This is a genomic window from Nitratireductor sp. ATLC21, from assembly GCF_057196525.1.
In genome coordinates this window covers 268,532-283,375 of record NZ_JBXUOU010000003.1, presented here as the reverse complement: position 1 = coordinate 283,375, position 14,844 = coordinate 268,532, and the positions used below count along the sequence as shown (strand labels likewise).

Genomic DNA, 14,844 nt, shown 5'->3' with positions numbered 1-14,844 from the left:
ACGTCATTCAGCCCAGTGCCGCAATTGCACGATGCAAATCATCACCGTTGCGATCGAGCGTGGCGCGCACTTCCTCGGGCGAGAGCCCCCGCACGACGAGAACCGCCGGCTTTACATGAAAGTTCGTTTTCTCGAGCGCGGCGCGCGCCGACGCTTCATCACACCCCTCCACCTGCATGAGCATTTCGACGGCGCGACGCACCAGCTTCTTGTTCGATGGCTTCATATCCACCATGCGGCCGCGATAGACCTTGCCAAGCCGCATCATGACCGCTGTGGAGAAGAGGTTGACTGCGATCTTCTGGCTCGTGCCGGCCGCCATACGCGTAGAGCCGGCAAGCACCTCTGCTCCCGTTTCCAGGAGCACCGCGCAATCAGCACGTTCCAGAAGCGCAGTACCGGGATTGTTGGCGATACCGATGGTCAGCGCCCCGCGCGCCTTCGCGGTCTCGATTGCCGCAAGCGTATAGGGCGTGCTTCCGCTCGCGGCGAGCCCCACCACCACATCGAGAGGCCCGCAAGCCAGCGCGTCAATCTCGTCTCGGCCCGCATTCGTGTCGTCCTCGGCACTTTCGCGCGCTTCAGCCACACTGATGCTGCCGCCGGCGAGCAGAAAAAGACTGCGCTCCTCCGGCCAGCCAAACGTGGGATAAAGCTCGACCGCATCCAGCATGGCCACACGGCCCGATGTGCCGGCACCCACATAGATGAGTCGGCTCTCCGGGTTCGCCAGACGTTTCACCGCCGCCTCGACAGCCTCTTCCAGCGCCGGGAGGGCGGCAGCGACCGCATCCACCGCGGCCCGCTGACCATCAAGCATGGCGCTCAGCATATCCGCGGTCGAAAACCGCTCAATGTCACGATACGCCTGGCTTGCTGTTTCAGTTGAAGTTCTCATCGACGGCTCTCAGATTGCAAAGCGCCTGCGTTCTCTAGACCAATTTAATACCAAATAGCTTATACCGTCATTGCCGAAAAAATCCATTCCCGCACCGAAAAAATCTCGTTAGGCAAATTTTGAAGCTGTTTACGCGGTATGACAGCGCTAAACCCCTCCGAATTTCTTGCAAAGCTTGCTCGTCCCATTCATAATTGGACTTACAAATTATATACCACTTTTCTCAGCGAGCCTGACTGATCGATGACAAACGCTCTTCCGGGACCCAACGAAGACCTTGGCACTTTGCTCGCCCGGGAGATCCAGTCGGGCGCGGCAGACGCGACGCCGCGGTACATCCGGCTCGCCAATGCACTGCGACAGGTGGTTGAGAGCATGGTTCTGGCTACCGGCGCAGCACTGCCCTCAGAGCGTCTCCTGGCTGAAATAACCGGCCTCTCGCGCGTCACGGTGCGGCGCGGCATCGAGCTTCTGGTGCGCGAGGGTGTCCTGGAACAGCGCCGGGGCTCGGGCACCTATGTTCTTGCACCTGTCGAGCGTTTCGAGCAGCCGCTTGCTGCGATCACCAGCTTCACCGAGGATATGCTGTCCTACGGCCGGAAGCCCCAAACACGCTGGCTGGCGCGCGAATATGCAAGCCCTTCGGCGCAGGAGGCCATGACGCTCGGTCTCTCGCCCGGCGATCGCGTTCTGCGCCTGCATCGCTTGCGTCTTGCCGATGCCCTGCCGCTTGCGGTCGAGCTGGCCATCGTGCCGGCAGACCTTCTGCCGGACCTTTCGGCCCTGGGGACCTCGCTCTACGAAGCCATGGCATCAGCCGGGGCGCGGCCGCACAAGGCGTTGCAGCGCATGCATGCTTGTGCCCTGCCGGAGTTTGAAGCGCGCCTTCTCGAAGCCGAGGCCGGAGAGCCCGCACTTTTTCTTGAACGCATCTCCCGCACGGTCGAAGGGTGCGTGGTGGAGTTCACCCGCTCCCACTTCAAAGGCGATCGGTTCGACTTCGTCGCCGAACTCAATCTGCACCGGGAAACTTAAAGCGATTCCAGGAAACGGATCAGATTGTCCCGATCCTGCTTTGCCATCTCGACCACGCGATCACGCGCCGCCTGCGCCTCTCCGCCGTGCCAGAGAATGGCCTCAAGCAGTGTCCGCGCACGGCCGTCATGCAGGAAGGTCGCTTCCGCATTCACCGTCGCGGTAAGGCCGATCCCCCAGAGCGGCGGCGTGCGCCATTCATAGCCATCGGCCAGCCCCTCGCCGCGACCATCGGCCAGCCCCTCGCCCATGTCATGCAGCAGCATGTCGGTATACGGCCAGATCAGCTGGAAGCGCAGGGCCGGATCGTCCACATCGAGCCGGGTCACATATTTCGGCCGATGGCACGAGGCACAGCCGCTCTCGTAAAAGACCTTCTTCCCGGCAAGCACCGCAGCGTCGTCCACATCACGCCGCGCGGGTACGGCGAGGTGGCTCGAATAGAAGGTCACGAGGTTCAACAGGTCTTCCGGCACCTCCTCGGCGCCCAGTCGCTCCTGCGCGCCATGCGGCAGGGTCCGGCATTCGGTCTGCGCCTCGGTGCAGTCACCCCAGTGGTCCGGCGCAAGCGGGGTCGAAAGCCCCATATCGCCGGAAAACGCGCCTGCCGTCTGTTCGGCGATGGTGGGCGCGATGGCCTTCCAGCCGAAGCGGCCCAGCTTCCAACGGCCCTCCGCATCGCGCACTCTTGCCGCGCGTCCGGAAATACCGTCGCCGTCTTCATCGTCGGGGTCGGCCCAGGCGAGAATGTCGGCCTCATGCACGCTTTCCAGAAGACCGAGCCCGATCATAGGCGGCGCGACGCGCGCCGACATCATCAGATCATCGCGCATCGGGCCGAAACCGGGATCGGCAACCTGCAGCGTCGGCTTGCGCAGCGTGACCGTCTCGCCCCCGGAAAGCGCCACAGGCACGTCCTCATAGGTAATCGCGACGCGACCTTCGGGATTGAGCCCGGCCACCGCATGGTCCTGAAGCTGCAACCCGTAAACAGGGTCAGGTGCCGCCGGCAAACGACCGTCTGCAATCGCCGCTTCCTGCTCATCGTTCGCCGGAACGGACAGGCGCACGAGCAGCGACACCGCGGAATCCTCCGGCCGCGCCGGCGCATGACCGCGCCCGTCCTTGATATGGCACGACTGGCAGGCCCGCGCGTTGAACAGCGGTCCAAGCCCGTCCGAGGCCTGCGTTGACGACGGCGAGGAAACCCAGTCCTTGCGGAAAAGACCGTTGCCGAGCAGGAAGCGCTCCAGTTCGGCAAACTCCAGATTGGCGGAAGAGTGCGAGAACGCGTCCGCATTGATCAGCTTCGTCGACGTTGTAGCGCCTGCAGACATGCGCTCGAAACGTTCCGGCTTGTCGAAAGTGGTCGCAGGCCGGGTCACTTTTTCCACCCGCTTGCGATCCTTCTCGCTCAGATCATCACGGACACCTTGTGACAGGTTATCCGCTTGAGCGAACAACGCCACGAGAGAAAACAGGCCGGTCAGAAGCGCGGCGCGGACAGAAATGTTCATGGAAAGGGTCTATACAAACGGACACCGGGCCGACAAGCGGCCCGGTGCAGAATTGGTGTCACTCAAAAACAGCGTCTGGATTGTCGAGACTGTCAGAGCCTTCAAGCTCGATCCCCGAAAGGTCGAGCGCCACAACCACCCGTTCAAGGGAACGGGTCTGGTCTACAAGACCGTCGATAGCCGCCTGCACGACCGCATTGCCTTCCTCGTTCCCCTGACCGATCATCTGGTCATAGGCTTCGCCGCCCTCGGCGCGTTCCTTCATCGCCGTCATCGCTTCCAGGGTCGCGTCGAGTTTCGCCTTCATCTCCTCCGCCAGCGCCGGGTCCTTCTCCGACACCAGGTCCGCAAGGCTCGGACCTTCGACCTTGGATCCATCCACGCGCTCATAGGAACCGAAATAGACATTCCGGATGCCGACGAGATCATAATAATGACTGTTGTGCGTGTTGTCGGAGAAGCAGTCGTGCTCCTCTTCGGGATCGTTCAGAAGCAGGCCCAGCTTCATGCGCTCGCCTGCCAGCTCGCCATAGGAAAGCGATCCGAGCCCCGTCAGCATGGCGGTCAGGCCGGCCTTCGGGTCAGCCGTCACCTCCGCGCGCGCCTCGCCATCGGTCTGCCAGTTGGCCACCATCTCTTCCAGATCGGTAACCAGGAGGTCGGCAGCGGCCTGAAGATATTGTCCACGACGGTCGCAATTGTCGCCGGTGCAGTTGTCCGCATCGAAATCGGTGTGGGAGCGCGCGCCGGCGCCAGCATCCGTTCCGTTAAGATCCTGCCCCCAGAGAAGAAACTCGATGGCGTGATAGCCCGTTGCAACATTCGCCTCAATGCCACCCACCTCGTGAAGCGACTGGATGACCTCTGGCGTAATCTCCGAGACATCGATCTCCGTACCGCCGGCGCTCACCTTGTCATTGGCGACCACGTTGACCGTGTAGAATTCGTTGGCATCGGATTCCGTGCCGTAGCTGGCGTCGACATAGTCGATCAGGCCCTCATCGAGCGGCCAGGCGTTCACCTTGCCTTCCCATTCATCGACAATCGCGTTGCCAAAGCGATAAGCCTCGCTCTGCTGGTAGGGAACACGCGCCGCGAGCCAGGCCTCACGGGCGGCAGTCATGGTCTCTTCTGACGGGCTCTGCACCAGCTCGTTCACCGCTTCGCGCAGAGCTTTCGCGGTCTCAAGGCTGTCTTCATAGGTGGCCAGCGCAATGTCTGCATAGGTGGAAACCACCTCCTGCGGCTCGGCTGCAACAGCCGGCGAGGCCATGACGGCTGCGAGTGCGGTACCGATGAGTAAACGACGCTTCATGTGACTTCCCCTCTCGTCCAATCCAGATCACCGGCAGCGCAAGAAAACGCTGCCGGACAGCGGCCGACAACCGCCACCAAATAATGTGGATTTAGATTATCAGGTTTATGAAGGCAAGCCCGACGCCACTTTTGCGGGCATTACTCCATTGCCTTGACCGCGATCACTGCATTGGTGCCGCCGAATGCAAAGCTGTTGCTCAAAGCGACACGCACGTCTCGCTTGCGCGCCTCGTTGGGCGTCACGTCCAGATCGCAATCGGGGTCGTTTTCCCGATAGCCGGCGGTGGGAGGCACCACCCCGTCCTGGATAGCCATCACACCGGCGATCAATTCAAGGGCACCGGATGCCCCGAGGCAATGCCCATGCATCGACTTGGTGGAAGACACGGAGAGCCTTGGCGCATGCTTTCCAAACACACGCTTGATCGCCTCCGTCTCGATCTTGTCGTTGGCCTTGGTGCCGGTGCCATGCGCGTTGATGTAATCCACATCCTCGACCAAAAGGCCGGCTTCGTGCAGACACGCTTTCAGGGCTGAGACCGGACCCTCCACCGTGGGAGCCACAATGTCGGAGGCATCGGCCGACATGCCGCCACCGGCCAGTTCGGCAAGAATTCTCGCACCCCGCGCCTGAGCATGCTCCAGTGTTTCGAGCACCGCGATGCCGGCGCCCTCCCCTAGCACCAGACCATTGCGGTCGGCTGAAAACGGGCGGCAGGTCTCGGGCGCGAGAACCCGCAGCGCTTCCCACCCTTTCAGAATCCCGTAAATGAGAGGCGCATCAGAACCGCCAGCAAGCATCACGTCCGCACGGCCGAGCCTGATTTGGTCGGCAGCCGCCAATATCGCATGGTTGGACGAGGAACAGGCGGATGTGGCGCCAAAAACAGGACCACGCAGACCAAGTGTCATGCTGACCTGTCCGGCGGCGGCGCCTGGCATTACGCGCGGAACGGTAAAAATGCCGGTACGCGGTTTTCCTTCCAGAAGGATGGCGCGGTAGCTGTCTTCGATGGCTTCCCAGCCGCAAACTCCCGTGCCGACCACAGCGCCCACGCGATGTGTGTTCCCGTCATTCACCGCAAAACCCGACTGCGCGAGAGCCTCCTGCGCGGAAATCGCCGCAAGAAGGCTGAATCGGTCCATTGTCACAAGCCGCTTGCGGTCAATCCCGTGCTCGGGCAATTCCTTGATTTCAGCGCCTATCCGAACTTTCAGTTCATGAAGCGGAGCAGTGGTTATCGGCCCGATAGCCTGTCGCCCGGCCTGCATTGAAGACCAGATGGACGGGACGTCGGTTCCAAGCGCACAGATGCCGCCGATGCCGGTTATGACGATGCGCGGCGCTGTCATTTATTTTTTGGCATCCACCAGTTCGCGAACGGCGGCGACAATATCTTTCACCGTCTCCATGCTCTCCCAGGCCTCAGCCGTGTTCATCTCGACTTCGATGTTGAACTCATCTTCCACATCAAAAATGATCTCGGTGAGCTCGAGAGAGTGAATGCCGAGATCAGCCAGGGGCGTGTCCAGCGTGATGGTCTCGACATCATCCTGTGCATGCGTCTTGATCTTTTCCAGGATTGTCTTGCCGATTTCATCGGTGCTCAAACTGGCTTCAGCATTCATGAACCATCTCCTCGGACCACTTTTGCGCTGGCTGGGATGCCATGGGCAAGGCGTCCGCGCTTTACTCTCAACAATTTGGAGCCATAAGAAACCAAAGCGCGGCGTGCGGCAAGTGTATGTGGTGCATATCCGCCGATGCCGCACAGTCAGTTTCCGTTGGCACCACCCTTCACGAAGATCGTCACCCCACCGCGTTCGGCATATTCCAGGGCAACCACATCCCTCAACGGGATGGAGCGCGAATCGACGGCGTGAAAAAAGAGGGCACTTCCCTCTATGGCTTCCCGCAACATCGCTATCTGCTGTTCGTTTTCGGCAATGGCGGAGGAAATGCGGCTATCCTTTTCTTCCAGATCTGGAAGAAAAACAATGTCAATTTCGTCAAGCGAGAAGGTCTTGCGCACCCGCTCGGCATTCGCGGCAGTGGCGTCTATCGCCGCCAGAATGCGGCTGCTCGCCGACTCCGCTTCCACCTCCTCGGTTTTCACCTCGGAGCCGACGATTGCGTCGATCGCTTCTTCCCGCTGCAAGCCTTGTGCGAAAAGCGGAGTCTGCAGGACAAACGCCGCCACGAGCGCCACAGCGGTAATCAAGTGAATTCTGGCTTCGCCCTTTGTCGGCCGAGCCATGATGCTCAAATTCATGGTTCAATCCCGTCTCGTCGTCGCGCAGAAAACATGTTCTGCCACGGAAGGCAACGGGCACACCGCCGTGCAGGTTCCCTCAGAGCCAGCGTGGGTAATCGGAGACCAGCAGTCGATAGGGGTCTTCGTCTTCCTCAATGTCGGAAAAACGCGAAACCGGATCAGCAAAGATATTGTCCGTAACGTCATCGTTGACGGTGGAAACCTCACCGATCAGCACATCCTTCTTCTCACCCCAGAAGGCATGCCATGTGCCAGGCAACAGCGTTACACTTTCACCGGGCTCCAATCGCAAGACACCGCCAGCATCCAAGCGGCGCATCACTCCATCCGTCGGCACACTGACAGGTGCTGTCCTATCAATGTTTCCCTCGGCATCCGAGGCAAACAGTTCCAGGCAAAGCGTACCGCCGCCGCGATTGATGATGTCTTCAGCCTTGATCGCATGCGTATGCATCGGTGCGAGCTGGTCCCGCCGGGAGATCATGATTTTCTCGGCATAAAGCATGCCTCGCCCGTGCTTCAAATCTTCCTGATTGCCGTTGCGAACCGTGAACAGGAAAAGTCCGCATCGATCAAAATCGCCACGGCCATAATCGGTAATGTCCCAGCCAAGGCTTGCGTCCACGATCCCGCCGATCGAATCGCGCCTCCGCTTCATCTCATCGGGAGTCCAATCCGCGAAGGGCGGCATCACGTAGCCGAACGAGCGGATGAATGCATCGCCCTCACGCAGAATCTCATTGACTTTCGACCGTTTCACCGACGCCTCCCAGATGCGAACCGATTTAGATTGTTGGTTCGTATCGCAAGAGAGACCCCGCGCCAAGGCGTTTGTTTTCTAGAACGCCTTGAAGGTCAACGTGGTGAGCGAGCGGCGAATACCCGGCACGTTGGCAATGTTCTCACTGACGAATTTGCCGATATCCACGCCATCATCGATATAGACCTTCATGAGGAGGTCGTAATCGCCACTGGTGGAGTAAAGTTCGGAGGCGATTTCGCGCTTGTAGAGTTCATCGGCCACCTCATAGGTCTTGCCGGGCTTGCAGCGCAATTGAACGAAAACAGGTCTCATAGGGGCTCCATGGAGCGGATTCTAAACAGGATCTGGCCAGACTTGGCCCACAGACTTACGCTGTCAACAGACAGCGGACGATCTGATGGTCGGAATCCGCGAGGCCGTCAATGACATCGAAATGATGACGGTCTGGTTCTTCCACAGCGGCCGTGTTTGCGCCAAGACCGATCCAGACATTCGCAAGCAACGCATTCTGGCGCAGGAATTCGCTTCGCTCCGAAGCTCCGACCCAGCAAGTCAGCCTGACGCCTGGCAAAGGCGCCAGCAAGGCCGGGCTTTCAGCCCGCGCCTCTTCAGGCGTGATCTTAAGATTCTCGTTCATGGCGGTGTTGATCATCGGACGCAGATCATGCACCCCGGAAATGGACAGAACATGACGAAGGCGTGCCCGCACCTCTGCGGGCAGGGGCGACGTCTCACACGCCATGCGGGATGCGAGATGACCGCCTGCCGAATGTCCGGTCAGGATGAGGGGGCCATCAACGCGCTTTGCCGCGGCACACACGGCATCGCCGATCTCGCGCACGATGCCTGAGATCGAATTTTCGGGGCACAGCGTGTAGGACGGCATGGCAACCGCGTAACCACTATCCACCGCGCCGGCAGCCAGATGCGACCAGTAGCTTTTGTCGAGCTTCAACCAAAAGCCACCATGGATGAAGACCACGAGCCCGGCTGGCTTGCCCTCCGGTAGGAAAAGATCAAACCGATTGCGCGCACCATCGCCATAGGGCAGGTCGAGTTCGGCGCGTCCTGCAGCCGAAAGCCCATCGCGATAGGCCTGCGCGGGTTCTACCCAAACGCCAGGCCATCGGTCTCCTCGTGGGATGTTTGCTCCATTGGCATAAGCATCGTCCCAATCGTTGATCTGATGATAGAACACGCGCCCCTCCATCTGCCGATGCCGAAACACCCTGCTTGGCCTTGCCGGGGTATTCTGTCATCATCACACTGCGTCGTGTAGACTGCGTCCAGACCGGATATATTTCAACCTTAAAATTTCATACTTGAAATATCGTTTCTCCGGTGCAATGCTCCGAGCTTATAAGGCCAGGTGTTAAGCGATCCTGGGAGGAAGGAGCGCGAGCATGAAAGTTGCTGTTCTCGGCGGGGGCCCGGCAGGCCTCTACTTCGCAATCTCGATGAAGCTGCGGAATGCGGCTCACGACATCACGGTTTTTGAACGAAACAAGCCAGACGACACATTCGGCTGGGGCGTGGTTCTTTCCGACGAGACCCTCGACAATCTGGCTGAAAACGATCCGGTAAGCGCCGAACGCATCCGCGAACATTTCGCCTATTGGGACGACATCGCCGTGGTGCACCAGGGCGTGCGCACCCTCTCAACGGGACACGGTTTCTGTGGCATCGGCCGCATGCGCCTCCTCATCCTCCTGCAGGAACGCGCCCGCGAGCTTGGCATCAATCTCCAGTTTCAGACTGAGATCGACGACCCCCGCCCCTTCATGGCCGAATACGACATGGTGCTGGCGGCCGATGGCTTGAACTCCAAGACCCGCACCACATTTGCGGATGTGTTCAAGCCCGACATCGACGTGCGCAAGTGCAAGTTCGTCTGGCTCGGCACGCATCAGAAATTCGACGACGCCTTCACCTTCATCTTCGAAAAGACCGAGCATGGCTGGGTCTGGGCACACGCCTACCAGTTCGACGACGACACCGCGACCTTCATCGTGGAATGCGGCCCGGAGACCTGGGAGAAATTCGGCTTTGGCGAGATGAGCCAGCAGGAATCCATCGCCGTCTGCGAGCGGATCTTCAAGGATCATCTGGGTGGCCACAGCCTGATGACCAATGCCAACCACATTCGCGGGTCAGCGTGGATCAACTTCCCGCGTGTCCTTTGCGAGCGCTGGTCGCACGAAAACATCGCGCTGATGGGCGACGCCGCCGCCAGCGCCCACTTCTCCATCGGCTCAGGCACCAAGCTGGCGCTCGAGAGTGCCATTGCCCTGGCCGAATATCTCCACACCGAGCCGACGCTGAAGGAAGCCTTCGACAAATACGAGGATGCAAGGCGTCTGGAAGTCCTGCGTCTTCAGTCGGCGGCGCGCAACTCGCTGGAATGGTTCGAGGAGGTGGAGCGCTATCTCGATCTCGATCCGGTGCAGTTCAACTATTCGCTGCTCACCCGCTCGCAGCGCATCAGCCATGAGAACCTGCGCCTGCGCGACCCCGAATGGCTCTCAGGCGCCGAAAGCTGGTTCCAGCAGCAGGCCGGTGCCGAAGACAATGCCCCCCGCCCGCCCATGTTCGCGCCCTACAAGCTGCGCGGTCTTACGCTGAAAAACCGCGTCGTGGTCTCACCCATGGCCCAGTACAAGGCTGTCGACGGCTGCCCGACCGACTGGCACATGGTGCATTATTGCGAGCGCGCCAAAGGCGGCGCAGGCCTTGTCTATATTGAGATGACCTGTGTCAGCCCCGAGGGGCGCATCACGCCCGGATGCCCTGGCTTCTACAAGCCCGAGCACGAAGCCGCGTGGACACGCATCGTCGATTTCGTTCATCGGGAAACGGATGCGAAGATCTGCGCGCAGATCGGCCATTCCGGTCCGAAGGGCTCCACCCAGCTTGGCTGGGAGGAAATGGACGCGCCGTTGAAAGAAGGCAACTGGCCGCTTCTGGCTGCCTCCGATGTGTCCTGGTCAGAAAAGAACCAGACACCCAAGGCCATGGATCGCGCCGATATGGACATGGTGCGCGACCAGTTCGTTTCCGCTGCTGAAATGGCCGAGCGTTGCGGGTTCGACATGCTCGAACTGCACTGCGCCCATGGCTATCTCCTGTCGTCCTTCATATCGCCGCTCACCAACCGGCGCGAGGATGAATATGGCGGAAGCCTTGAGAACCGCATGCGCTTTCCACTGGAGATCTTCCATGCGGTGCGGGCTGTCTGGCCCGACGACAAACCCATCTCGGTGCGCATTTCTGCCAATGACTGGGTCGGCGATGAAGGCGTGACGCCGGAGGAGGCCGTCGAGATCGCCCGCATGCTGCAGGAAGCCGGCGTCGACATCTGCGACGTCTCGGCAGGCCAGACCTCGAAGCGCGCCCGCCCCGTCTATGGACGCATGTTCCAGACGCCCTTCTCCGACCGCATCCGCAACGAGACCGGCATGGCGACCATGGCCGTCGGCAATATCTACGAGCCCGACCACGTCAATTCGATCTTGATGGCCGGCCGCGCCGACCTCGTCTGCCTCGCCCGCCCGCATCTGGCCGATCCCTATTGGACGCTCCACGCTGCGGCAACACTCGGTGATCGCGGCGTAACCTGGCCCGATCCCTATCTGCCAGGCCGCGATCAGCTCTACCGGCTCGCCGAGCGGGCCGAACAGATGACGGGGAAGGTGTGACGATGTTTTCCGAATGCCGGCTCTGCCCCTCATCCTCACCTTCTCCCCGCGAACGGGGAGAAGGGGGCATAGACGTCGCCGCTTCGTCCTTTTCCCCGCGTGCGGGGAGAAGGTGCCGGCAGGCGGATGAGGGGCATCGCCAGACTTCAAGGAAAAGGCCAGCACAATGACCAGTTCACGCCACGCACTCGTGACAGGCGGCGGAACGGGCGTCGGCGAAGCGATTGCGCTCTCCCTCGCGGAAGCCGGCATCAACGTTACAATCTGTGGGCGGCGGGCCGAGCCTCTCGAAAAAGTCGCCGCGCGGCATGAACGCATCCACCCCCTGACCGCCGATGTAACCGACGAAGCCTCCATGCAGGCCCTCTATGAAACGGCGGAAGACGCCCGTGGCCCCTTCGACATCGTCATTGCCAATGCAGGCACCGCATCCAGCGCGCCCGCCCATCGCACGAAGCTCGAAGACTGGAACCGCATCCTCGACGTCAACATGACCGGCGCGTTCCTCACAGTGAAGCCCGCCCTTTCTCCCATGGCAAAACGCGGCAGCGGACGCATCATCTTCGTCGCCTCCGTGGCTGGCCTCAAGGGCTATGCCTATGTCGCGCCCTATGTCGCATCGAAGCACGGCGTCATCGGGCTCATGCGGGCGCTTTCCGTGGAGCTGGTCAAGACCGGCGTCACGGTCAATGCCATCTGCCCGGGCTATGTCGAAACCGAGATGCTGGAAGAATCCATCGAGCGCGTGGTCGAGAAGACCGGGCGCAGCCACGAAGAAGCCCGCAAGGGTTTTGTCGAAGCCAATCCCCATGGCCGGCTGATCCAGCCGGATGAAGTGGCGGCGGCGGCATTGTGGCTCGTCAGTCCGGCCGCCTCGTCGGTCACCGGCCAGTCGATTTCCATATCTGGAGGTGAAACATGGTAAGCGCCCCCCTGGCTTCCGTCCGCAGCGGCGCACCGGCAAAGGAACGCCTGCGCCTTTGGATCAGGATTCTGCGCGCCTCGCGCCTCATCGAAGCCGTTCTGCGCGAAAGGCTCAAGACCCGCTTCGACACGACCCTGCCCCGCTTCGATGTGCTGTCCGCGCTTGATCGCGCTCCCGAAGGCATGGCGATGAGCGACATATCGCGCTTCCTTCTGGTCTCGAACGGCAATGTGACGGGCATCGTGGAACGCCTGGTAACGGATGGTCTGGCCAGTCGCACCAAGCGCGATGGCGACCGCCGCACCTCCATCATCAAGCTGACACCGGCCGGCAAGGAAGCCTTCGCGGCGATGGCCGAAGCGCATGAGCGCTGGGTCGACGAGCTTCTCGGCAGTCTGCCGGAGGATGAGGCACGGGCGCTCGCCGGCACACTCAAGACATTCGAAAGCAATTGGGAGGGCGGCGTATGAGCACGATGGCAGGCCTGAAACCGAAACACTTCATCTGGCGTATGGAAGGCAATGTCGCGCTGATCCAGCTCGACCGGCCAGACCGCAAGAATCCGCTCACCTTCGAGTCCTACGCGGAACTTCGCGACACATTCCGCGCCCTGCCCTATGCGGATGATGTGGATGCCGTGGTGTTCCTGCCCAATGGCGGCAATTTCTGCTCGGGTGGAGATGTGCACGACATCATCGGCCCGCTGGTCGATATGGACATGAAGGGCCTGCTCGCCTTCACGCGCATGACCGGCGATCTGGTCAAGGCCATGATCGCCTGCAACAAGCCGATCGTTTCGGCGGTCGACGGCGTGGCGGTGGGGGCCGGGGCGATCATCGCCATGGCTTCGGATATGCGGCTCGCCACACCGGAGGCGAAGACGGCTTTCCTGTTCACCCGCGTCGGGCTCGCCGGCTGCGACATGGGCGCCTGCGCCATGCTGCCCCGCATCATCGGTCAGGGCCGTGCGGCGGAGCTGCTTTACACCGGCCGCTCCATGAGCGCCGAAGAAGGCGAGCGCTGGGGTTTCTATAACCGGCTCGTGGCCACCGACGCACTGGAAGCGGAAGCGTTGTCCACGGCCTCGCGGATCGCTGCCGGGCCGACCTTTGCGCACGGCATCACCAAGACGCAGCTTAATCAGGAATGGTCGATGGGTCTCGAACAGGCCATCGAGGCAGAAGCCCAGGCCCAGGCCATCTGCATGCAGACAAAGGATTTCGAGCGGGCGTACCGGGCGTTCGTCGCCAAGGAAAAACCGGTATTTGAGGGGGATTGATGCCTGACCGCTCCTTCCTCGACTGGCCCTTTTTCGAACAGCGCCACCGCGACTGGGCCGATAAACTCGACGCATGGTGCGCCCAAAACCTCCCCGTCGACCACAGCGATGTGGACGCCGCCTGCCGCGACCTCGTTGCGCGGCTCGGCGAAGCCGGCTTCCTGAAGCCCACCGCGCTCGACACCGCCAATCCCGGCCCGCTCGATGTGCGCACGCTTTGCCTGACGCGCGAAACGCTGGCCCGTCATGACGGGCTGGCCGATTTCGCCTTCGCCATGCAGGGGCTCGGCACCGGCGCGATCAGCCTGTTCGGCACGCCCGAACAGCAGCGATGGCTCGACAGGACCCGCGCCGGCAAGGCTATATCCGCCTTCGCCCTTTCCGAGCCACGCTCCGGTTCGGACGTCGCAAACATGGACATGACCGCCACCCGCGATGGCGATGATTATGTGCTTTCAGGCGAAAAGACCTGGATTTCCAATGGTGGCATCGCCGATCTCTACACGGTCTTTGCCCGCACCGGCGAAGCGCCGGGCGCGAAGGGCATCTCCGCCTTTCTCGTCCCTGCGGACACGCCGGGGCTGGAGGTCGCAGAACGTCTGGACGTGATCGCGCCGCATCCGTTGGCGCGGCTCTCTTTCAACGATGTGCGCGTGCCGGCCTCCGCACTGATCGGCAAGCCGGGCGAAGGCTTCAAGATCGCCATGTCGGTGCTCGATGTGTTCCGCTCAACTGTGGGTGCCGCCGCACTCGGCTTCGCACGCCGCGCGCTGGACGAAACACTGGACCGGGCAGGCAGCCGCGAGCTTTTTGGCGCACCGCTGTTTGACCTGCAGATGGTGCAGGGCCACATCGCGGACATGGCGCTGGATGTGGATGCCGCGGCCCTTCTCATCTACCGCGCCGCATGGACCAAGGACATGGGCGCGCCGCGCGTGACCCGCGAAGCGGCCATGGCAAAACTGTTTGCCACCGACCGCGCGCAACAGGTCATCGACAAGGCGGTGCAAATTCATGGCGGCGATGGTGTGCGCCGCGGGCATATCGTGGAGAGCCTTTACCGGGAGATCAGGGCGCTCCGCATTTATGAGGGCGCATCAGACGTCCAGAAAGTCGTCATTGCACGGCAGATAAAATGA

General features: G+C 61.3%; 15 protein-coding genes. 6 read left to right on the top strand and 9 right to left on the bottom strand.

Translation table 11 applies throughout. The features are described from left to right. Positions 1–7: 7 nt before the first annotated feature. Complete coding sequence (locus AC2CHD_RS15775) at positions 8–898, bottom strand: N-acetylmuramic acid 6-phosphate etherase (protein ID WP_484554451.1); 891 nt, start codon at positions 896–898, stop codon at positions 8–10. A 243-nt stretch (positions 899–1,141) separates the two neighbouring features. Here AC2CHD_RS15775 and AC2CHD_RS15770 point away from each other — a divergent pair, with 243 nt between their 5' ends. After that, positions 1,142–1,933 (top strand): GntR family transcriptional regulator, encoded by a 792-nt coding sequence (locus AC2CHD_RS15770; RefSeq protein WP_484554450.1) that lies wholly within the window; start codon positions 1,142–1,144, stop codon positions 1,931–1,933. On the opposite strand, the gene AC2CHD_RS15765 is transcribed toward AC2CHD_RS15770, so the two are convergent. The 8 genes from AC2CHD_RS15765 to AC2CHD_RS15730 form a co-directional block, all read right to left on the bottom strand. Next, entirely contained in the window at positions 1,930–3,450 is a 1,521-nt protein-coding gene (locus AC2CHD_RS15765; protein WP_484554449.1) for a di-heme oxidoreductase family protein, read from the bottom strand. The genes AC2CHD_RS15770 and AC2CHD_RS15765 overlap by 4 nt on opposite strands. 58 nt (positions 3,451–3,508) lie before the next feature. After that, positions 3,509–4,765: an imelysin family protein gene (locus AC2CHD_RS15760; protein ID WP_484554448.1), complete on the bottom strand. Its 1,257-nt coding sequence runs from the start codon at positions 4,763–4,765 to the stop codon at positions 3,509–3,511. A 140-nt stretch (positions 4,766–4,905) separates the two neighbouring features. Further along, on the bottom strand, positions 4,906–6,120 hold the full coding sequence (locus AC2CHD_RS15755; protein WP_484554447.1) for a beta-ketoacyl-[acyl-carrier-protein] synthase family protein: 1,215 nt from the start codon (positions 6,118–6,120) through the stop codon (positions 4,906–4,908). After that, positions 6,121–6,396 (bottom strand): acyl carrier protein, encoded by a 276-nt coding sequence (locus AC2CHD_RS15750; protein WP_223022149.1) that lies wholly within the window; start codon positions 6,394–6,396, stop codon positions 6,121–6,123. 146 nt (positions 6,397–6,542) lie between these two features. Further along, on the bottom strand, positions 6,543–7,040 hold the full coding sequence (locus AC2CHD_RS15745) for a hypothetical protein (RefSeq protein ID WP_484554446.1): 498 nt from the start codon (positions 7,038–7,040) through the stop codon (positions 6,543–6,545). A 79-nt stretch (positions 7,041–7,119) separates the two neighbouring features. Then, the gene (locus tag AC2CHD_RS15740) at positions 7,120–7,803 is read right to left on the bottom strand and encodes a D-lyxose/D-mannose family sugar isomerase (RefSeq protein ID WP_229449499.1); all 684 of its coding nucleotides are present in this window, start codon (positions 7,801–7,803) and stop codon (positions 7,120–7,122) included. A gap of 78 nt (positions 7,804–7,881) precedes the next feature. Continuing rightward, positions 7,882–8,118 (bottom strand): Lrp/AsnC ligand binding domain-containing protein, encoded by a 237-nt coding sequence (locus AC2CHD_RS15735; RefSeq protein WP_007010700.1) that lies wholly within the window; start codon positions 8,116–8,118, stop codon positions 7,882–7,884. A 55-nt stretch (positions 8,119–8,173) separates the two neighbouring features. Continuing rightward, entirely contained in the window at positions 8,174–9,004 is an 831-nt protein-coding gene (locus AC2CHD_RS15730) for an alpha/beta hydrolase (RefSeq protein ID WP_484554445.1), read from the bottom strand. A 205-nt stretch (positions 9,005–9,209) separates the two neighbouring features. Here AC2CHD_RS15730 and AC2CHD_RS15725 point away from each other — a divergent pair, with 205 nt between their 5' ends. The 5 genes from AC2CHD_RS15725 to AC2CHD_RS15705 all read left to right on the top strand — a co-directional run bounded on the left by AC2CHD_RS15725 (position 9,210) and on the right by AC2CHD_RS15705 (position 14,844). After that, the gene (locus AC2CHD_RS15725; RefSeq protein WP_484554444.1) at positions 9,210–11,501 is read left to right on the top strand and encodes a bifunctional salicylyl-CoA 5-hydroxylase/oxidoreductase; all 2,292 of its coding nucleotides are present in this window, start codon (positions 9,210–9,212) and stop codon (positions 11,499–11,501) included. Between the two features lie 166 nt (positions 11,502–11,667). Next, a complete protein-coding gene (locus tag AC2CHD_RS15720) occupies positions 11,668–12,426 on the top strand; it encodes an SDR family NAD(P)-dependent oxidoreductase (protein ID WP_484554443.1) in 759 nt (252 codons plus the stop codon). Continuing rightward, complete coding sequence (locus tag AC2CHD_RS15715) at positions 12,420–12,896, top strand: MarR family winged helix-turn-helix transcriptional regulator (protein ID WP_007010704.1); 477 nt, start codon at positions 12,420–12,422, stop codon at positions 12,894–12,896. Before AC2CHD_RS15720 ends, AC2CHD_RS15715 begins: the two co-directional genes overlap by 7 nt. Continuing rightward, positions 12,893–13,705, top strand: a complete 813-nt coding sequence (locus AC2CHD_RS15710) for an enoyl-CoA hydratase family protein (RefSeq protein WP_484554442.1) — start codon at positions 12,893–12,895, stop codon at positions 13,703–13,705. Before AC2CHD_RS15715 ends, AC2CHD_RS15710 begins: the two co-directional genes overlap by 4 nt. Further along, positions 13,705–14,844: an acyl-CoA dehydrogenase family protein gene (locus AC2CHD_RS15705; protein ID WP_484554441.1), complete on the top strand. Its 1,140-nt coding sequence runs from the start codon at positions 13,705–13,707 to the stop codon at positions 14,842–14,844. Before AC2CHD_RS15710 ends, AC2CHD_RS15705 begins: the two co-directional genes overlap by 1 nt.